20 protein-coding genes and 1 riboswitch are annotated in these 21,609 nt (G+C 28.1%); of the genes, 18 read left to right on the forward strand and 2 right to left on the reverse strand.

Annotation, left to right across the window (positions count from 1 at the left end; genetic code table 11):
* Positions 1-110: 110 nt before the first annotated feature.
* The 8 genes from truA to RDX53_RS04970 all read left to right on the forward strand — a co-directional run bounded on the left by truA (position 111) and on the right by RDX53_RS04970 (position 7,453).
* Positions 111-842, forward strand: coding sequence for a tRNA pseudouridine(38-40) synthase TruA (gene truA / locus RDX53_RS04935; protein WP_195929298.1), 732 nt, complete (start codon positions 111-113; stop codon positions 840-842).
* A gap of 124 nt (positions 843-966) precedes the next feature.
* Positions 967-1,395: a 50S ribosomal protein L13 gene (gene rplM / locus RDX53_RS04940; protein WP_007285319.1), complete on the forward strand. Its 429-nt coding sequence runs from the start codon at positions 967-969 to the stop codon at positions 1,393-1,395.
* A 27-nt stretch (positions 1,396-1,422) separates the two neighbouring features.
* Positions 1,423-1,815 carry a 30S ribosomal protein S9 gene (gene rpsI / locus RDX53_RS04945; RefSeq protein ID WP_195929300.1) on the forward strand — a complete coding sequence of 131 codons (393 nt, stop codon included), beginning with the start codon at positions 1,423-1,425 and terminating at the stop codon, positions 1,813-1,815.
* Positions 1,816-1,987: 172 nt separating this feature from the next.
* The gene (locus RDX53_RS04950; RefSeq protein WP_307993773.1) at positions 1,988-2,221 is read left to right on the forward strand and encodes a hypothetical protein; all 234 of its coding nucleotides are present in this window, start codon (positions 1,988-1,990) and stop codon (positions 2,219-2,221) included.
* Positions 2,199-3,860 carry an AAA family ATPase gene (locus RDX53_RS04955; protein ID WP_307993774.1) on the forward strand — a complete coding sequence of 554 codons (1,662 nt, stop codon included), beginning with the start codon at positions 2,199-2,201 and terminating at the stop codon, positions 3,858-3,860. The genes RDX53_RS04950 and RDX53_RS04955 overlap by 23 nt, the downstream gene beginning before the upstream one ends.
* Before the next feature lie 19 nt (positions 3,861-3,879).
* On the forward strand, positions 3,880-5,160 hold the full coding sequence (locus RDX53_RS04960) for an McrC family protein (RefSeq protein ID WP_307993775.1): 1,281 nt from the start codon (positions 3,880-3,882) through the stop codon (positions 5,158-5,160).
* Between the two features lie 117 nt (positions 5,161-5,277).
* A riboswitch (ZMP/ZTP riboswitch) is annotated at positions 5,278-5,378 on the forward strand.
* A gap of 73 nt (positions 5,379-5,451) precedes the next feature.
* Positions 5,452-6,165, forward strand: a complete 714-nt coding sequence (locus RDX53_RS04965) for an IMP cyclohydrolase (RefSeq protein WP_195929305.1) — start codon at positions 5,452-5,454, stop codon at positions 6,163-6,165.
* Between the two features lie 109 nt (positions 6,166-6,274).
* A complete protein-coding gene (locus RDX53_RS04970; protein WP_195929307.1) occupies positions 6,275-7,453 on the forward strand; it encodes a phosphoribosylaminoimidazolecarboxamide formyltransferase in 1,179 nt (392 codons plus the stop codon).
* Between the two features lie 72 nt (positions 7,454-7,525).
* On the opposite strand, the gene RDX53_RS04975 is transcribed toward RDX53_RS04970, so the two are convergent.
* Positions 7,526-8,416, reverse strand: a complete 891-nt coding sequence (locus RDX53_RS04975) for a LysR family transcriptional regulator (protein WP_195929309.1) — start codon at positions 8,414-8,416, stop codon at positions 7,526-7,528.
* Between the two features lie 361 nt (positions 8,417-8,777).
* Here RDX53_RS04975 and RDX53_RS04980 point away from each other — a divergent pair, with 361 nt between their 5' ends.
* The 8 genes from RDX53_RS04980 (at position 8,778) to uvsE (ending at position 16,918) form a co-directional block, all read left to right on the forward strand.
* The gene (locus RDX53_RS04980; protein ID WP_195929311.1) at positions 8,778-9,089 is read left to right on the forward strand and encodes a PadR family transcriptional regulator; all 312 of its coding nucleotides are present in this window, start codon (positions 8,778-8,780) and stop codon (positions 9,087-9,089) included.
* A 5-nt stretch (positions 9,090-9,094) separates the two neighbouring features.
* Positions 9,095-9,610, forward strand: coding sequence for a DUF2812 domain-containing protein (locus tag RDX53_RS04985; RefSeq protein ID WP_055089442.1), 516 nt, complete (start codon positions 9,095-9,097; stop codon positions 9,608-9,610).
* Positions 9,611-9,657: 47 nt separating this feature from the next.
* Positions 9,658-9,870 (forward strand): hypothetical protein, encoded by a 213-nt coding sequence (locus tag RDX53_RS04990; RefSeq protein WP_195929312.1) that lies wholly within the window; start codon positions 9,658-9,660, stop codon positions 9,868-9,870.
* Positions 9,871-10,020: 150 nt separating this feature from the next.
* Positions 10,021-11,013, forward strand: coding sequence for a LacI family DNA-binding transcriptional regulator (locus RDX53_RS04995; protein WP_307993776.1), 993 nt, complete (start codon positions 10,021-10,023; stop codon positions 11,011-11,013).
* A gap of 326 nt (positions 11,014-11,339) precedes the next feature.
* On the forward strand, positions 11,340-13,241 hold the full coding sequence (locus tag RDX53_RS05000; protein ID WP_195929314.1) for a PTS transporter subunit IIBCA: 1,902 nt from the start codon (positions 11,340-11,342) through the stop codon (positions 13,239-13,241).
* A gap of 16 nt (positions 13,242-13,257) precedes the next feature.
* Positions 13,258-14,694: a glycoside hydrolase family 32 protein gene (locus RDX53_RS05005; RefSeq protein WP_243269532.1), complete on the forward strand. Its 1,437-nt coding sequence runs from the start codon at positions 13,258-13,260 to the stop codon at positions 14,692-14,694.
* Positions 14,695-14,777: 83 nt separating this feature from the next.
* Positions 14,778-15,740: a carbohydrate kinase gene (locus RDX53_RS05010; RefSeq protein ID WP_195929315.1), complete on the forward strand. Its 963-nt coding sequence runs from the start codon at positions 14,778-14,780 to the stop codon at positions 15,738-15,740.
* Between the two features lie 215 nt (positions 15,741-15,955).
* A complete protein-coding gene (gene uvsE / locus RDX53_RS05015) occupies positions 15,956-16,918 on the forward strand; it encodes a UV DNA damage repair endonuclease UvsE (protein ID WP_307993777.1) in 963 nt (320 codons plus the stop codon).
* Between the two features lie 131 nt (positions 16,919-17,049).
* On the opposite strand, the gene RDX53_RS05020 is transcribed toward uvsE, so the two are convergent.
* The gene (locus RDX53_RS05020) at positions 17,050-18,771 is read right to left on the reverse strand and encodes a glycoside hydrolase family 3 protein (protein WP_195929317.1); all 1,722 of its coding nucleotides are present in this window, start codon (positions 18,769-18,771) and stop codon (positions 17,050-17,052) included.
* Positions 18,772-18,997: 226 nt separating this feature from the next.
* On the opposite strand from RDX53_RS05020, the gene RDX53_RS05025 reads away from it, so the two are divergent.
* Positions 18,998-20,206 (forward strand): AraC family transcriptional regulator, encoded by a 1,209-nt coding sequence (locus tag RDX53_RS05025; protein ID WP_295573934.1) that lies wholly within the window; start codon positions 18,998-19,000, stop codon positions 20,204-20,206.
* A 132-nt stretch (positions 20,207-20,338) separates the two neighbouring features.
* Positions 20,339-21,058, forward strand: coding sequence for an N-acetylmuramoyl-L-alanine amidase CwlD (cwlD, locus tag RDX53_RS05030; RefSeq protein WP_295573937.1), 720 nt, complete (start codon positions 20,339-20,341; stop codon positions 21,056-21,058).
* Positions 21,059-21,609: the final 551 nt, after the last annotated feature.

Consider the following 21,609-nt stretch of genomic DNA (forward strand, 5'->3'; position numbering starts at 1 on the left):
ATAAGCTATATTACGTCTAAAAATCAATTTTTTAAATTAAAGAACAATTAACAGTTTTTTATTTATAAATACTTACAAAGTAAAATAATTTAAGATTGAAGAGGTAATTAATGAGAAACTTAAAGATTACTTTACAATATAACGGTAAAGACTACTGTGGATGGCAAAAACAACCCAATGCACTTGGGATTCAAGGGACAGTAGAAAAAGCCATATATGAAATAACAAAAGAAGAAGTAAAGGTTACTGCATCGGGAAGAACAGATGCAGGTGTGCACGCCCTAGGTCAAGTGGCAAACTTTAAAACAGAATGTAACATACCAGCAGATAGAGTACCTGATGCATTAAATGCCAAATTGCCAAAAGATATTTCTGTAATATCATGCGAAGAGGTTGACATAGACTTTCACGCACGATATAATGCTTGTGGAAAGACATATAGATATTTAATCTACAATAAACCTTACAGAAGCCCTTTATACAAGGATTTATCATATCATGTGAGGTATGACTTAGATTTAGATAAAATTCGCTCAGAAGCCAAATATTTAATTGGTACACATGATTTTGGCGGATTTATGAGTTCTGGCTCATCAGTAAAAGATACAGTGAGAACTATCTATGATGTCGATATAAAAGAAAACGACGGAATGATATCTATTGAAGTGAGTGGAAACGGATTTTTATACAATATGGTAAGGATAATTGTAGGTACACTTGTGGATATAGGTCGAGGCAGAATTAAACATAATATGGAAGAAATAATAAATTCCAAAAGTAGGTCAATGTGTGGTCACACAGCGCCTGCACATGGTTTATTTCTCAAAAAAGTTAACTATTAAACCCTTGACACTTTTTCGTAGTTGTATTAGAATATATAGGAATGTGTTAATAAGTCCACAACGCCCCGGACTTTATATAAAACGGTAAAATAAAATTTTTGAAAATTAAGAAGGAGGGACAACCATGAAAAGTTATATAGCTAAACCAGCTGAAGTACAAAGAAATTGGTACTTAGTTGACGCTGAAGGAAAAACATTAGGTCGTCTTGCTACAGAAATAGCAACTATATTAAGAGGAAAACATAAACCAACATTTACACCACATGTAGACGGTGGAGACTTTGTTGTTGTTGTAAATGCATCAAAAGTAGTTTTAACAGGAAAAAAATTAGATCAAAAATACTATAGATATCACACTGGTTATGTAGGTGGATTAAAAGAAATCTCTTACAGAGAAATGATGGAAAAGAAACCAGAAGAAGTAGTAGCACATGCAGTTAGCGGAATGTTACCAAAAAATAAATTAAGAGCTAGAATGATGACTAGATTAAGAGTATTCGCAGGAGCAGAACATACTCATGCAGCTCAAAAACCAGAAGTAATAAGCTTCTAATTTAACTAGGTGAAAGGAGGAGTTATCATGGAAAAAGTACAATTCTACGGAACAGGAAGAAGAAAAAGCTCTGTAGCTAGAGTTAGATTAGTTGCAGGTGAAGGAAACATAACAGTAAACGGAAGAGCATTAGACGAATATTTCGATTACGATACATTAATAAGAGATGTTAAACAACCATTAGTTTTAACTAACAATGAAAACAAATATGACGTTATAGTAAGAGTTGAAGGTGGAGGATTCACTGGACAAGCTGGTGCTATAAGACATGGTATATCTAGAGCTTTATTAAAAGCTGATGCTGAATTAAGATCAGAGCTTAAAAAAGCTGGATTCTTAACTAGAGATGCTAGAATGAAAGAAAGAAAGAAATACGGATTAAAGGCTGCAAGAAGAGCACCTCAATTCTCAAAAAGATAGTATTACCTTATATGGTATTTATGAAAGTCTTGAAGTTATTAACTTCAAGGCTTTTTTTGTTGTATAAAAAAGTATATTAGGGGTGATTTATTAGAATGATTGATTTTAATACATACATATTATTCATTTGATATAATTAAAGTAAAAACTAGTAGTATAAGGGGGATAATGTATGAATGAAGATACATTTAATTGGAGTAACTTTTATGAGGAGTTTGCAACAACATTATTAAAATATAAAAATGATAGGGAGAATCTTCTTTCTAAAATTAAAAGTGTTTATAAAGAAATAGGAATGAAGTTACCCAAAATAGAGAACAATGGGGAAATATTTGATATAGACCCATTTACAGTTTTTGGATTGTTTAATAAGGGAATAAATGATGGAAATCGTAAATCAATTTAAAAATATACCAAATGGTGAACAGTATATTCAATTATGTGATTTACTATTAGATAAAATAAAATATGGTAAATATGGTTATATAAATTTCAAAGAATTATCTTTTATGGCATATGAACAAGATGATTATAGACCAGCAGTTAATAAATATAATAAACAAAATACAGATATATCTAAAAATACAATATTATATGGCCCTCCTGGTACTGGAAAGACATACAATACAGTTATGTATGCAGTTGCTATAATTGAAAATAAAAAACTTGAAGATATAAAAAGGGAGAATTATACAAAGGTTATTGATAGATATAATAAGTATAAAGAAGATGGGGTTATAGAGTTCACTACATTTCATCAATCTTATGGATATGAAGAATTTATAGAAGGTATTAAACCAGTTATACATAGTGATGAAGAAGATGAAACTGATATACAATATGAAGTGGTTCCAGGATTATTTAAAAAGTTTTGTGATATAGCTGGTAAACCAATTTTGAGAAAAGAAAAATGTGATATAGGTATAAATGAATCACCAACTATATGGAAAATTTCACTTGAGGGTTCAGGCGAAAATTCAACACGTACCGAATGTATGAGAAATAATCATATTAGAATAGGATATGATGAGTATGGTAGGGAAATTACAAATCTATCTAAAGGTGATGCTGGTAGAAACATATTAAATTATTTTATTAATGATATGAGTATAGGTGATATAGTTATGTCTTGCTACGATTGTAATACCGTGGATGCTATTGGTGTAGTAACAGGTGAATATGAATGGCATGATGAATATGCTGAATATAAAAGATTACGTAAGGTAAATTGGATTGTAAAAGGTATTAAAGAGAATATTATAAAAATTAATAATGGAAGCAGACTTAGTAATCCTACGGTATATAAATTAAGAATGGATTTATCAGATGTTATGGAAATTATAGAGAAATATTCTAATAATACTATAGAGGTTGAAGAAAAGAAAAAGAATCATATTTTTATAATAGATGAAATCAATAGGGGAAATATATCAAAAATTTTTGGAGAATTAATTACGTTAATAGAACCGACAAAACGTATAGGTCAGGCTGAAGGACAAAAAGTTAAATTGCCTTATTCTCAAAAACTTTTTGGAGTTCCAAATAACGTGTATTTAATTGGGACAATGAACACAGCAGATAGATCTATTGCAACAATTGACACAGCATTACGACGTAGATTTAATTTTAAAGAGATGTTGCCAGATTCAGAGGTTTTAGATGGAATTTATGTAGAAGATGTTTCTGTCAAAGATATATTTATAAAAATGAATAAGCGTATAACTGTTTTATTTGATAGAGAACATACTTTAGGACATGCTTATTTCTTACCTCTGAAAGATGCTCCAACTATTGAGACGCTGGCAAATATTTTTGAAAATAGTATTATTCCTCTATTACAAGAATATTTTTATGAGGATTATGAGAAAATCCGACTGGTTCTTGGTGATAACCAAAAGGATACTGAGGATAAACAGTTTATTACAATAGAAGAAAATGATTATAATGATTTATTTGGAGATACAGATTATGAATTTGATGAAATGAGAACTTATAAAATAAATAGTTTTGCATTAACAAATATTGAAGCATATCGCTCAATATAATTTGTGAGAGGTATAAAGAATGAAGAAAACATATCAAATAACTGAATATAGTTCGTTTGCAAGGGGAAAAAATATTACAGGCTATACCTACTTACCAAATTATATATTTGACATATTAGAGGAGTTTATACTTTCAAATAAAAATAGAGATGTAGAAGCATTAGAATTTATGAATATTTCAGTAAGAAAGGGAATAGGAAAAGTTATAACAGCAAAAAACTATGTTGGAATAATTGAAATAAAAGATGGTACAACTATTGAAATTCTTCCTAAGATTTATTCACAAGAAGATGTAACAGAAGCTAAAGTTAAAAAATTAGTTATGGATATGTTGAAAACTTTAAGAAAATCACCATATAAATCTTTACAGGTAGCTAATGTAAGTGTTGATAAAATGAATATCTTTGAAATTTTTATAAGAATGTTTATAAATGAAGTACTACTTATTGTAAAGAAGGGTCTAAAGTCAAATTATGAGACAATAGAGTCTAATGAAAGAGTGTTCAAAGGAAAAATGAAATTTGCACAACAAATTAAGTACAATTATGCACATAAAGAGCAAAGTTATGTAGAATATGATGAATTTAATACGAATTGTCCTGAAAATAAGTTATTAAAATCTACATTACTTTATCTATATAAAAATACACATTCTTTGAAAAATAAAAATGATATAAAAATGTTGTTAAATAGCTTTTTGGAAGTTGAAAAATCTATTAATTATGAAGAAGATTTTAATAGAATAATAGAAGCTGATAGAAATAAAAAGGATTATACAACAGCATTATTATGGAGCAAGATTTTTCTTATGGGCAAGAGTTTTACTTCATTTTCTGGTTCAAAGATTGCTTTTGTACTGTTATTCCCAATGGAAAACTTATTTGAAAGTTATGTAGCAGAAGTTCTAAGAAGGAATTTAAATAAATCAGCATATAATATTTCTATCCAAGATAAAACACATCATCTATTTGATGAACCTAATAAAAAATTTTTGCTAAAACCAGATATTGTTGTTAAAAATAAAAAAGATAATAATATTGTTATATTAGATACTAAGTGGAAGCTACTTTCTGGTCAAAAATCAAATTATAGTATATCTCAATCTGATATGTATCAAATGTATGCTTATTCTAAAAAGTATGGAGCTGAAAATGTAATATTGTTATATCCTAATACAGAAAAGATTATAGTAAGTAAACCTATAGAATTTAAATCAAAAGATGGCATTAGTGTAAAAGTAAGATTTATAGATTTATTTAATATTAAGGAAAGTATCAATCAATTAATCATTGAATTATAATACATAAAAAAGTTAAAATAATAATTTGTATTTCAATAAACTAATCAGATGAAAAAATACGTATATTTTTACTTGAAACTAAAATTATATTCGTATATAATAAACTTGTAAAACAAAGAACGGTCAAGTGACTGGTGGAAACATCGAAAGATGCGTAGGATAACCTACAGGGAGCTTGATTATATATTTAGGAATTGCCGACCGCCTGGGCACGTATTATATTCTATGGGATATTTGCGTGTTTCAGGCGGTTTTTTAATTGAAAAATAATTTATCTTAGGGGGAAATATAATGAATATATTATCACTTGCCAACGAATTGAGTAACAATACTTATCCAGGAAGAGGAATAGTTATCGGGAAATCTAAGGACGGAAAAAAAGCAGTAACAGCTTATTTTATAATGGGAAGAAGTAATAATAGTAGAAATAGAGTATTTGTAGAAGATGGAGAAGGAATAAGAACACAAGCATTTGATTCATCAAAACTTGAAGATCCATCATTAATAATTTATGCTCCAGTCAAGGTTTTAGGAAATAAAACAATAATAACTAATGGAGACCAAACAGATACTATATATGAAGGTATGGATAAACAACTCACTTTTGAACAATCACTTAGAAGTAGAAAATTTGAGCCAGATGCTCCAAATTACACACCTAGAATATCAGGAATAATGCATATTGAAAATAATAAATACAATTATGCAATGTCTATATTAAAAAGTAATAATGGCAATCCAAACTCGTGCAACAGATATACATTTGCGTATGAAAATCCAATAGAAGGTCAAGGTCATTTTATACATACATATATGCATGACGGCGAGGTATTACCAAGTTTTGAAGGTGAACCTAAATTAGTAGAAATAGATGGAGATATAGATGAATTTACTAATATGATATGGAGTAATTTAAATGAGGATAACAAAGTTTCGTTATTTGTCAGATTTATAGATATTAAAAGTGGTGAATATGAAACAAGAATAATCAATAAAAATAAATAGATAAATGTTTTAAAAATTATAGATGTATTTCGTAGTATAATAGATAAATTTAAATATAAAAAAGAGGTATTAAATAAAAGTGTATAATAGCACAAAAGGAGTATATATAATGAAAGAAATTCAATTAAAATATGGGTGCAATCCAAATCAAAAACCATCAAGAATATTTATGGAAGATGGTTCAGAACTACCAGTAAAAGTCTTAAATGGGAAACCAGGATATATAAACTTTTTAGATGCTTTTAATGGGTGGCAGTTGGTTAAAGAGTTAAAAGAAGCTACAGGACTTCCAGCAGCAACATCATTCAAACATGTATCGCCAGCAGGAGCGGCAGTAGGAAAAGAATTAGACGATACATTATCAAAAATATATTGGGTTGATGATTTAGGAAAATTATCACCACTTGCAAGTGCATATGCAAGAGCTAGAGGAGCTGATAGAATGTCATCATTTGGCGATTTTATAGCATTATCAGATATATGTGATATTGATACTGCAAATTTAATAAAGAGAGAAGTTTCGGATGGAATTATTGCTCCAGGATTCACAGATGAAGCTTTTGAAATATTAAAGACAAAGAAAAAAGGCAATTATAATATAATCCAAATAGATGAAAACTATATTCCAAACAAATTAGAAAGAAAGCAAGTTTATGGGGTGACTTTTGAGCAAGGTAGAAATGAATTAGATATTGATGATGATTTATTATCTAATATAGTGACTATAAATAAAAATATCCCAGAAGAAATATTAATAGATATGAAGATTGCACTTATCACATTAAAATATACTCAATCAAACTCAGTTTGTTATGTTAAAGATGGTCAAGCGATAGGCATAGGGGCAGGGCAACAGTCAAGGATTCACTGTACTCGTCTTGCTGGGCAAAAAGCAGACAATTGGTATCTTCGTCAATCACCTCAAGTAATGGGGCTTGAGTTTAAAGATGAAATTGGTCGTGCAGAAAGAGATAATGCAATAGATATCTATATAGGGGATGAATATATGGATATTCTTTGTGAAGGAGAATGGCAAAAAATATTTAAAATAAAACCAGAAGTTTTTACAAAAGAAGCTAAAAGAGATTGGTTAGATAAAATGACAGATGTAGTTGTAGGGTCTGATGCATTTTTCCCATTCCCAGATAATATAGAAAGAGCACACAAAAGCGGAGTTAAATATATAGTTCAGCCAGGGGGATCAGTAAGAGATAATGAAGTAATAAAATGTTGTGATAAATATAATATAGCTATGTTATTTACAGGCATAAGACTATTCCATCATTAGAGAATATATAAAAAAGGTAGAATTAAAAATAAAATAAATTTTTAATTCTACCTTTTTATATTTGTGATTTAATTATCTGTAAAAGTGTTTACAGAAGTTTTTTAATTCATTTAAGAATATAGTTGTAGATTTAGAATGATTGTTATCATTTAAAACATATGTAAAATATTTTTCATAATAACTTTCTAATGGAAGAATGCATATATCTTCATTTTTATAAGATGGCTCTGCAATAAGTTTAGGAATAATGCTAATACCTAATTTATTTTTTACAGCCTCTTTAATTGCATAATCACTTCCCAAAGTCAACATACTTTCTGGTTTAAGATGATTCTCTTTTAAGAAAAGATCTATAAAATGTTTTGTTGAACAATTATCCTCTCTAGTTATCCATCTTTTAGACTTTAGCTCGTTCATATATGTAGAGATATCTTTAATTGTGTTTGCATATGGGATTATAAGAACCATTTTTTCTCTCAGAAATCTATTTTGCATAAGAGTATTTTTTTCATATAATTCTTCTATAAGTCCTATATCTATTTCATTATTTCTTAATTTATTTAGAATGTTTTTATCACTATCTGTAAATATATCTATATTTATATTTGGATATTTTTTTAGAAACTCAGATAAAAATTTCGGTAAAAAATACTCTTCAAGAACAGAATTGACTCCAATTTTTATACTACCTACTACATCATCATTATTATTTTCTATTAATTCCCCTGGGGTATCATCTATTATATTAAAAATCTGTTTTGCCCTTTTGTATAATAAGTTTCCGCTCTCTGTTATAGTTATTTCATTGTTTCTAGAAATAAGAGCGATATTTACTCTAAAGAATTGTTCTAAGTATTTTAAATGTTCATAAACAGTTGCTTTAGAGAGATTCAAATTTTCCATAACTTTCATAACATTGTCGGTTTCGACTATAGATATAAAAGTTTTTAATTCAGGTAGCATGACAACCCTCCTCAATGGTATTTTATTTAAGCAACCTTAAAAATTCGCATTGTTTATATTTTAGCATTTTTCTTTATTTTATACACGTTTAATATTTAGTTTGTAAGAATATTGATATATTTAATGATAATAAATAACTATAAATACAGCAAAAAATCAAAAAAAGACGTATTGATATAGACATATTAATTTAGACAAGTATTTTTTATTATGATAAACAAATATTAATTTACATATATATGAAAATTAATATTATAGTAAATTTATTGATTTGTGATAAAACTACGCTTTTTTGACGTATATATCGTAAGCTGATACATTAATAATATATCAGTTAACGATATATTAGGAGGCGATAGATATGAACAAAGAGACACCACTGACAGAAGCAGTTTATTATATATTATTAGCAGTTAGAGAGCCCAATCATGGATATGGAATAATACAAGATGTATTTGATATGACAGATGGGAGGGTGAATTTAGGTCCAGGAACTTTATATGGAGCAATAAATTCATTATTAGAAAAAGGCTGGATAAAACTATACAGCGAAGAAAAACAATCTAGAAAGAAAAAATCTTATGTAATAACACCTTTAGGGGTAGAGGTGTTTAAAAAAGAAGTTATAAGATTGAATGAATTAATAAAAAATGGTGAAAAGATGGGGGTATGATAATTATGATTAAGTATCGTTATTATATAGATAACCAAAAAGAACAAGACTGGTTAAATAAACTTAGTAGAGAAGGATGGGCATTGAAAAAATTTTTCTTGGGATTTTATAAATTTGAAAAATGTGAACCAGGAGAATATGAATATCAAATAGATTTAATGCCAGAAAATGTAGAACAACAAGACTATTATGATTTTATGGAGGAAGCTGGAGTAGAGGTTGTATGTAGATGGTATTATTGGGTATACCTTCGCAGAAAAACATCTTCAAACAATGAATTCAAACTATACTCTGATAAAGAATCGCTAAAAGGTCATTATGAAAGTATTATAAAGTTTTTAAAACCATTTATGTACTTAGAATTGATAGCTTCACTATTGCAATTACCACCGATATTTATAAGCAACTCTAAATTTAATATATTTTCATTTATATTCTTATTCATACTATTCTTTATAGTATTTAAATCAGTAAGACGCTTTGAAAATAGAATAAAGAGAATAGAAGAGGATGTTAAGTAATAATTTATAAAGTTAATAAATTTACTTAATTAAAAGGGGAGATTAAAATGAAAGATTTTATTTATGCTGCATTACCTTGGATTATAATGGGGTTAACAATTGCTGTTTTGGCAGTGAAGTTTAGTAAAGCAAATTCTAAAAAAGATAATGAAATTGTGGATAAATCCAATATGGATGATAAAAAAGAAGCTCATAATAATAAGCAAAATGATCAAACAAATAACAATATGGCAACTGGGATGTGTATAAAAACAAAATAAAGTTATCCACAGTGGATAACTTTTGGGAATTTACATTTAGTAGGATAGATTTATTGAAAAAATATTTTTGTATTGGTACTATGTTAATAGTGATTAAAAAGTCCGGTGCAAAAATATTTTTTTGTATTAATTTTAAATCTAGAAGGGAGTGTGGAAAAAATTAATATTAATGAGATAGCAAAGTTAGCGGGGGTTTCACGAGCAACAGTATCGAGATATTTAAATAATGGATATGTCAGTGAAGAAAAAAGAAATATAATTGCAAAGGTAATAGAGGATACAGGGTACATACCATCAGCTCAAGCTAGAATACTAAGAACAAAAAAGAGTAAGTTAATAGGTGTTATTATACCAAAGCTAGATTCACAATCTATAAGTAGAGAAATTTTAGGTATAAATGAAGCTTTATCAAAGGAAGGATATCAAATTATCCTTGCTGATACATTTAACAATGAACATAAAGAATTAGAATATCTTAAGGTTTTACAAAATAATCAGGTAGATGGAATTATATTAATAGCAACAGTATTTACTAAACAGCATAAAAAACTATTACAAGAGTTAAGTATACCAGTAGTAATAGTAGGACAATATTTAAAAGGTTATTCATGTATATATAATGATGACTATAATGCAGCAAAAGATATAACTAAAGAATTAATAAAGGATAATAGAAAAAATCCTGGATATATAGGTGTAAACTTAGATGATGAATCAGCTGGTAGCGGAAGATATAATGGGTATATAGATGCACTAAAAGAGTATGGGATAGATATCAATAAAAATAATATGAAAATAGCAAAGTTTAATATGGAGGATGGTTACTTAAAAACAAAGGAACTTTTCTTAGAAAATCCAAATATAGACGCACTATTTTGTGCAACAGATAATATCGCTGTTGGAGCTATGCAATACTTAAAAGAATGTGGAAAGAAAATACCAGAAGATATTTCAATAGTTGGTTTTGGTCATACAAATATATCAAAGGTTGTAGAACCTAAATTAACAACAGTACATTTTCATTATAAAACTTCTGGAATAGAAGCTGCTAATATAATTATGAATATGATTGAAAATGGAGACAAAATTATTAGAGATATAAAAATGGGGTATGAAATAATAGTTCAGGAATCAACAAATTAAAAATAAGCACTTAATCTGATAATGAGATTGGGTGCTTTTTTAATTTACAACTTATTACCTAGAGCAAGAGATGAAGCCATTGGCGCTATGAATGAAGTGAATTTATATGTATAATTAGTGATAATACATATATAAAGGGGATATCAAAATAAAATATGGAATTGATTTCAGATTTTAATAAATTTATAAGTTAGTCATAACAAGTTATATGATTAAAGAATGTGGAAAAAAATTCAAAAAACCTTTGCATAAATATAAGTAGCGTGCTACAATGAACTTGAGAAATGTGAGAACGATATCATATATTACAAAAGGGGGATAAAAATATGGAAGAAAATAAACAAGAAAAATATTTACGCATTTCGAAAGAAATAGTGAATTACGTAGGTGGAGAGGATAATATTCAAGGCGTTGCACATTGTGCAACAAGATTACGTATAGTGCTAACTGATAATAATTTAGCCGACATTGAAAAATTAGAAAATATTGATTCAGTAAAAGGCGTGTTTATCGCAGGTAACCAATTGCAATTAATATTTGGAGCAGGTTTAGTAAATGAAGTTTATGAAGTATTCAGTCGTTATACACATACAGAAAATATGTCGCTTGGAGATATTAAAGTTCAAAGTGCTCAAAAACAAAATCCAATACAAACAGTAATCAAGTCTTTATCAGATGTTTTTATCGGTATTATGCCTGGGATATTAGCTGCAGCATTACTTATGGGGATTACTGGTGTTTTAGGCAAATGGGATGTTGTTGTAAATAATGAAACATTATATGCAATTAATAAATTAGCAAGTATAGCTGCTAATGGAATATTTAGTATTTTACCAATGGCTGTTTGCTATAGTGCTACTAAGAGATATGGTGGAAAACCAATCTTAGGTATGATTGTTGGGGCGATAATGCTTGATTCTTCTTTAGCAAATGCATATTCAGTTGGATCAGGAAGTGTTGTTCCAGAAGTTATTAGGATTTTTGGCTTCCCAATTGAATTAGTAGGATTTCAAGGTGGAATTATAATCGCATTAATGATGGGATTTGTAGTTGCTAAATTAGATATTTTCTTTGATAAAAAAGTACCTGATTTTATTAAACTATTATTATCACCATTATGTACAGTATTTATTTCTACAGTATTATTATTCACAGTTGTTGGACCATTAGGTAGAGAGTTAGGTAATTTAATAACAGGAAGTTTAATTTGGATGACTGAAAATCTAGGTGCGTTAGGTTATATGATTTTTGCAGGTTTACAACAAATAGTAGTTATTACAGGTTTACATCATATTATAGGAGCTGTTGAAGCTCAGTTAATTGCTGATACAGGGAGAAACTTCTTAAATCCTTTAATGTCAGTTGCATTGATGGGGCAAGGTGGAGCTGTTTTAGGATATTTAATATTAAACTGGAATGATGTAAAAGCTAGAGAATTATGTATTCCTTCATTTGCATCAACTTTATTCGGAATAAGTGAACCAGCTATATTTGGTGTTAACTTACGTCATAAGTTCCCACTAGTTGCTGGATGCTTAGGAGGAGCTATTGCAGGTGCCTATGTTTATTTTGCTGATTTAGCAGCATTAGGGTTTGGGACAAGTGCATTACCTGGTATAGCTATTACTGACCCTACTAATAATGGATATATAAATTATATAATAGCTCATATAATTGCTTTATCTACAGGTCTTGTGTTCTGTGTGATATTTGGTAAAGTTAAAGACAAAAAAACTACTAAAGTAGAAGATAGTGAATATGATGTTTCAGAAAAAGTAGGCAATATTGAAGTTACTTCTCCTGTAAAAGGAAGAGTTAAAAATATAGGTGAATCATCTGATGCTACATTTGCATCAAAATGTATGGGTGATGGAATTGCTGTAGATGTAATTGATGGGGAGATTGTCGCACCTTGTGATGGAAAGATAACTATTGTATTCCCAAGCAAGCATGCTATAGGAATGAAGCTGAAAGATGGTTCTAGTATACTTATTCACTGTGGTATTGATACTGTTAATATGGATGGTGATGGATTTGAAACATTTGTTGATGTTGACCAAGAGGTTAAAAAAGGAGATTTATTATTAAAATTTGATATAGATTTAGTAAAAGAAAAAGGATATTCTACGGAAACAATGATGTCATTTGAATTAGCTGACAAACGTACTTTACAAATGCAATACACTGGTCAAACTCAAGGAAAAGATGTTGTTGCAGTAGTTAAATAGGAGGTGGGGATCTCTAATGATGACAAAAGAAGATTACTTAAATGAATACAAGACTCATAAAAGTATGCGAGATAATGTTAAAAGGGATAATTATCGATTACAATATCATTTGATGCCTCCAACAGGTTTTTTAAATGATCCAAATGGGTTATTTCAAAAAGACGGTGTCTACCATATTTATTTTCAATATACACCTTTTACAGCTGGATGGGGAACAAAGCTTTGGGGACATTATACAAGCAAAGATATGATTAATTTTAATCAAGAAGAACCATTTTTATATCCAGATATTGCTCTTGATAGGGATGGTGTTTATAGCGGTTCTGCCTTTGTAGAAGATGAAACAATTCACTATTTTTATACTGGAAATGTGAAGTTGACTGATAGAGAAGATTATGACTATATTAATTCTGGGCGTGAACAAAATACAATTCATATGACAAGTAAGGATGGATATAAGATTAGTGAAAAGGAATTAATTCTTTCTAATGATGACTATCCAATAGATATGTCCAAGCATGTTAGAGATCCAAAGATATTTAAAAAGAATAACTATTATTATATGGTTTTAGGTGGTAGAACATCAGATAATCAAGGATGTGTGTTATTATATAAGAGTAAAGATTTAATTAATTTTGAGTATTATAATCGTATAGAAGTTGATGATTTCGGATATATGTGGGAATGTCCAGATTTATTTGAATTAGATGGAGAATTATTTTTAGTAGTATGCCCACAAGGAATATCTCAACGAGGTTATGATTATTCTAATGTTTATCAAACTGGATACTTTAAAGTTGATTATGATTTTGACAATAATACTTACAAAATAAGTGAATTTAAAGAGTTAGATAGAGGATTTGATATTTATGCTCCACAAAGTTTTTTAGATGAGAAAAATAGACGTATACAATACGCATGGATGGGAATACCTGATGCAGAATATAACAATCAACCAACTGTTGATTATTGTTGGCAACATGCTTTGACTATGCCTAGAGTTTTATCTTATAAAAACAATCAGATTTATCAACAACCACTAGATGAAATGAAAAATTTAAGATTAGAAAAAATAGTATCCAACTGTAAAAATATTAAACAAAAGGATACAGTTGTTTATGAAATGCAAGTTGATTTTGATAAGTCTCAAGATTTTGTTTTACAAATAAGAGACGACGTTCAATTATCATATTTAAATCATGTTCTTTCATTAAGTCTGAAGCAAAGTGGATATGGACGCTCAATTAGAGCAGTTGAATTAAATGAAGTTAATAGCTTGACTATATATAGTGATACATCAAGTTTAGAAATATTTATTAATGATGGACAAGAAGTATTTACAACTCGTCTTTATGGAAAATTATCTAATCAAAATATAGAATTCTTAACAGAAAATAAAGGTGAAGTATTCTTCTATCCGTTAAAAGGATATACAATTATTAAAAATGATTAATCAAAAGAGATTGTCACATAATAATATTGTGTCAATCTCTTTTAGCTTTTGATATACAAATTGATAGAAGAGGTGAAAATTTAATGAAAAAATTAATTTCAATAGGAGAGGCATTAATTGATTTTATACCTACAGAGTCAGGTAAAAAAATCAAACAAGTAGATGGTTTTAAACCAGCAGTAGGTGGAGCACCAGCTAATGTATGTGCTGCTTTTACAAAATTAGGCGGAGAGTCAAAAATGATAACACAATTAGGTGAAGATCCTTTTGGAGATAAAATAATAGATGAATTTAGAAAATATAATATAGGTTGTGAATATGTATCAAGAACATCAGAAGCTAATACGAGTTTAGCTTTTGTAGCTTTAGATGAAAATAAAAACAGAGAATTTTCTTTTTATAGAAAACCTGGTGCAGATATGCTACTTGAAGCAGATACTATAAAACAAGAATGGTTTGAAAATATATTTGCACTTCATTTTTGCTCTGTTTCAATAGGCGATTTCCCTATGAAACAAGCACATGATAGAGCTATTGAATATACATTAAATAACAATGGAATAGTAAGTTTTGATTTAAATGTAAGACTTCCATTATGGAAAGCCCCAGAAAGATTAAGAGAAGCTATATTAGAAATGATACCAAAAGCACATATTTTAAAAATTTCTGATGAAGAATTAGAATTTGTGACTGGAGGAACAAATATAGAGCATGAATTAGATAAATTATTTGTAGGTAATGTCAAATTAATCATATTTACAAAAGGTAAAGATGGAGCAGAGGCATACACAAAATTTGCAAAAGCATCAATACCTGGAATAAAAACACAAGTAGAAGATACTACTGGAGCAGGAGACGGATTTATAGGCTCGTTTTTATATCAATTAGATAAAAATAGTGTAGATGTAGATAAATTAAAGTTATTAAACAAAGAGGATTTAGAAAGATATTTAGATTTTTCAAATAGATACTGTGCTATAAGTGTAACAAAAAAAGGGGCTATGGATTCTTATCCTACATTAGATGAATTTTTAGAAATTATATAAAAACTATATACAGGTTAAAAAGGTATGTAACTTAAATTTTAATAATATCAAATTATTTGAAATTCCATATGAACTAATGTTTATATGGAATTTTTATATAGATATAAAAATAGTAATACATCAAAAGTTGGATATACTATAAATATTAAAAAATTAGGAATTAATAGTTAATAAACATTATATAAACTAATACAAAAATATTAGGAGTATACAATATGAAAATTAGACTAGGCTATGTTGCAATATCAAATGCATTAGGAAAAAAAGTAACAAGCTCCAGCAATGTTACTTATAAAACATATAGTAAAATAACATCAGAAGAAAAGAAAATAGAAAAATTAAAATCTATAACACATTCAAATTTTGAGGGTCTGGAAAAAATCCTTAGATACAATATAGAAAATGATATACATTTTTATAGGCTTACATCAGCACTAATACCATTAACTACACATCCAGATGTTCCAAACTGGGGATATAGAAAACTATTTAAAAAGGACTTTGAATATATAGGCAAATTGATAAAGAAAAATAATATGAGGGTAGATACACATCCAGATCAATTTAATGTAATTAATAGTGCAAATGATGAAGTTGTAAAGAATACTATAAAGAACTTATCAAGACAGGTAGAGTGGTTTGAAGATATGGATTATCCAATAGGAAAAATGGTTATTCATATAGGTGGTGCAACAGGGGGGAAAGAATCGGCACTTAGTCGTTTTGTTGATAATTTTAAAACATTTCCACATGATATACAAACTAGGCTTATTATTGAAAATGATGATAAGATATATACAGCAAATGAAACACTTACTTTATGTAAACAATTAGATATACCTATGGTATTAGATGTTCATCATCACAATTGTAATAATGAAGGTGAAAATATATATGATATGCTAGGAGAGATTTTTGGTACATGGAATAAACAACAACTTCCGCCAAAAATTCATTTTTCTTCGCCGAGGGATGGAGAGCTAGATAGAAAACATGCAGACTATATAGATGCATCTTCATTTATAGATTTTATAGAAAATAGCAGAATAGTTAATACAGATTTTGATGTGATGTTAGAATGTAAAGAAAAAGACATTGCTCTTTTTAAACTTGTAGATGATATAAAGAAGCTTAGACCAGAATACACTTGGATAGATAAAACTACATTAGAACTTTAAATTATATTTATAATATAAAAGTATTTAATATAATTATGAGCCAAAGTAAATGTAGAACAATACTACAATTACTTTGGCTCTTTTAGTTAAATATATAATTCAATTTGCAGAGTGCAAAAACTGAAGGCTTATTATAAACGAGTATCCCAAGCTCCACAGAATGCATCTACAGAACTTACACCTTTAAACTCAGATTTACCCATTATTTTTTCTATAACTAAATCTAATGTTGCATCATTATCAGAGTATGCATTTATATAAGTTGGTACCATAGGTACATCTATTAAGTGGAATGGATTGAATACAGATACACAAACTGTTGGTAATTCTGTTACATACCATGGGATATCTGGACCCATAGGCATTGCCCAAGTTATACGTCTAACGTTGCTTTGAGAGAATCCAGCAACATGAACGAATAACATTACTGCATCAAATTGATCCACGAATTCTTTTATTGGAGTAGCAGCTAATAATTGTTTACCATTTAATCCAGCAGCTGGGTCAAATAAAGTAACTTCAAATCCTTGAGCTTCTAATTTAGCTTTTACTCTTTGGTTTAATCTATCAGCTTCTACTTTGTTTGGAAGAAATCCAGCTTGCTCTACAGTATAAAGCATTATTCTTTTATGAGTTTCTGGAGTTAATGGTAATTGATTTTTAGTATTTTTAACTAAAGTTATAGCTTGGTCAGCTATGTCTTTAGCAACTTGTTTATGTTCTTCACAACCTATTACAGAAAGACCTTCTTCAGCAGGAACTAAAGTACCTTCAGCTTTTTTAGTATGTAATTTTAACATTGCTTTAAATGCTAATATACGAGTAACAGCTTCGTTTAATCTTTCTTCAGTTAATACACCATTAGCTAAACCTTCTTTTATAGCTTCTATATCTTCTTCTTTATCTCTATAGTAAAGTATCATATCGCATCCAGCAGCTATAGTATAAGGCATTATTTCAGCTCTTCTCATAGCAGAAGTTAAACCAACCATATGAGTTGCATCAGTTATAACTAATCCGTTAAATCCTAATTCATCTCTTAATAAGTCTTGTAATAACTCTGGAGCTATAGTAGCAGGCATTATTTCATTATCTTTTATTCCTGGTCTTAATTTTCTAGACATTTCAGGAAGTCTTATATGTCCTATCATTACTGATTCAACACCAGCATCTATCATGCCTCTATAAACTTTACCGAAGTTTTCTTCCCATTCTTCAACAGACATATCGTTGTTAGTAGTTACTATATGTTGATCTCTTTCATCAAGACCATCACCAGGGAAGTGTTTCATACAGCTAGCTAAACCAGCATCTTTAGCACCTCTTAAATATTCTTTAGACATGTCTAAAACTTGTTCAGCTTCACTAGAGAAACATCTACTTGAAACAACACAGTTTCTCCAGTTTTTATTTATATCAACTATTGGAGCGAAAGTCCAGTTACAACCTATAGCTGCAGCTTCTTTACAACCATAGTATCCTAATTTATATGCATTTTCTTTATCTTGAGTAGCACCTATTGTTACATGGTGACCGAAGTGAGTACCCCCACCAACACCACCATCTCCACCAGCTTCTATATTAGCAGCTATTAGAGCAGGTATCTTACTTGTTTCTTGTATTACTTTATTTTGTTTATATAGGTCAGCTGGAGACATATTGTTATATCTAAATCCACCCATACCGTATTTTTGTATTCTTTCAACTACTTCTTCTTCAGTATTATTCCATAACATATCAACGAAAACTTGTCCTATTTTTTCATCTAATGTTAAATTTGCTAAAGTTTCTTCTACCCATTTTATATCTTCATCAGAAAGATAAAATGGTTTTGCTTTTAAATTAATCGCCATTTTTTTATTCCTTTCGTTGTCGAATATTTTATACATTATTTATCGGGAATACCTATTCCTTGTTATAATTATATCAATCGAGAAAAATATATTATAGAATATTTGTGAATAGTTTTAGCACAAATATTACTTGTTTTATAAATTTTAGTTCATATATAATTGTTATATTAATTTAAATGAGGGATTTGGTATTAAGGGGATTTGTTAGGTAAAGGGAGAAAATATAATGATTTATGAAAAAATAGATTTAATATCAGAAATGTTAGACGCAACATTAAATTTAAAATGTTTTTGTATAAAGGGATTAAATGATGACTTATCATTTATAAAAGAGTTAATGTTACCTATATTTGTAGATAATAATAAAGAAAAAGATAAATTTAGAGATATGTTATTCAATATGGAAGAAGAGCATGTATATCTTTTAGATAATTTAATTTTAGGAAATTATATTGTTATATGTTTAAACAAGATAGAACAAAATTATTTATTCGTAGGTCCGTATTTATCTGAGAATAAATATGAAGATTTATTAAACTATACAGATGAATACAATATATCTAATAATGATATAGAATTTATACATAGATATTATAATACTTTGCCTTTTATTAATAAAAGTAAAATTACATCTATTATATCTGTAATAAAGAATAATATTTATGATAAAGATATAGACCTCAAATTTATATTTAAAAAGAAATTTAAGAAAAATGAGCGTGTTCATTTACATAGTAATAAAATCACAACAGACTTATTAGATTATAAATATGTTGAAGATTGTATTCGATTAGATAAAAGGCTTGTGCATACAGTAAGCTCAGGAAGCAAAGTAAATTCTTTGAAGGTATTAGACAAGATTTTAGATTTATATTTTGTAGAAGAAGAAGAAGCTTATAATATCAGAATGCATCAAAATAAGCTGATTTATTATAATACATTACTTCTTGTTATGTTAAAAGATAAAGATGTTAGCAATATATATGCAGCGAGTTTATTTAAGAGATATATGAAAAAAATAGAGTCAGCAAGATTTGATAAAGATATAAAAGATATATTTTATGATATGGTGATGGATTACTGCTTTGCAATTAGTGAATTTAATATAAAACATCACTCATCATTAGTTGGGAAGGTTGTAGACCATATAAATTCTAACTTACAAGATAACTTATCTGTAAATGAAATAGCGAATAAGTTTTATGTATCACCTACATACTTATCTAGAATATTTAAAAAAGAAACGGGATTTTCTGTAATAGAGTATATTAATAAACTAAAAATAAAACATTCTACATTTTTACTTAGGGATACTGCACTTCCGATACAAGATATATCGAGAATTATAGGAATTAATGATGTTAATTATTTTTGTAGAATATTTAAAAAGTATATGAATCAAACACCGACACAATATAGAAAGATTTTTAAATAAATAATAATAAATAATATTACGATTATATAGATAAATTTATATAAAGTATCACCATAAATTAATATAGACAAGCTTTTGATTTTTTGGAATATATAAACCTCTACAAAAATATAAATGTACGGGGTGATAATAATGAGAAAATATAAGTACATAATAATTTCTGTAGCTGTGGTTATAACTAGTCTATTAATACTTAAAGTAAGAAATACATCAGCAGATGATGTTATGGAGTATATGCCGGTTGCCAATAAGACAATAGTTTTAGACGCAGGACATGGTGGAATTGATCCAGGAGCTATGAATAAAGATAAGACAATATTAGAAAAGGATGTAAATTTAGAGATTACAAAGAAATTAAGAGACCTGTTAGAATCTAGTGGTGCAACAGTCATAATGACAAGAGACAGAGATGTTAGTCTATATCAAGAAGATGGAAATAAGACAACAAGACAAAAATATAATGAAAACTTGAAAAATAGAAAGAAAATAATTAATGAGTCAAATGCAGATATATTTGTATCTATACATCTTAATGCATTCGAACAATCAAAATATTATGGAGCACAAACTTTTTATCCAAAGGGCAAAGATGATGGAAAAGAATTAGCACAATTTATTCAAGATGAATTAAAACGAGTAGTAGACCAAGATAATGACAGAAAAATAAAACCGAGAGATGATATATATCTATTAAAGAATGCAACAATGCCATCAGTTTTAATTGAATGTGGTTTCTTGTCTAACGAAAAGGAAAGTCAATTACTAGCTGACTCAAAATATCAAGATAAAATAGCATGGGCTATATATGTAGGAATACAAAAATATTTATCAGGAATAGCGGAGAATAATTAAAGAAGCTTAATAAAATAAGAAACATTATACTTATAATTAAAATGTTTCTTATTTTTATGAATAATAAATAGAAAATTTGGAAAGATAATATTAATTTGAAATAGTATATATAAAATAAAGATAAATTTAGAGTAAATATTCTTTAAAAATAATAAAAATACTATAAAAATAAAAAATATATAAAAATATAAATCTAAGAATATATTTATAAATATGATTAAAAATATCAATTGATTTATTTTTGTTCGTTAATAAAAGAATAAAAATACAATAACAATTAATATTGTTTTTAAAAATAAAAAAGTTAAAAAAACTTTTAAAAAAGGTGTTGACGATTTAAAAAATAGGTGATAAAGTATTACTTGTCTTTGAAAAACAAGACAAAAGCTGAAAAGCAAAACAAAAACTTCTAAAAAAGTTGTTGACAAGTAAAAATGACTTTGATACAATAAAGAAGTTGATTTAAGAACTTTGAAAATTAAACAGTAGGTTAATTATAAACTTTAATTCACACGAATTAAAACCAACAACAAACCAAGCCAGATATTTCA

It is taken from the genome of uncultured Intestinibacter sp. (assembly GCF_902468165.1).
GTDB lineage: Bacteria > Bacillota > Clostridia > Peptostreptococcales > Peptostreptococcaceae > Intestinibacter.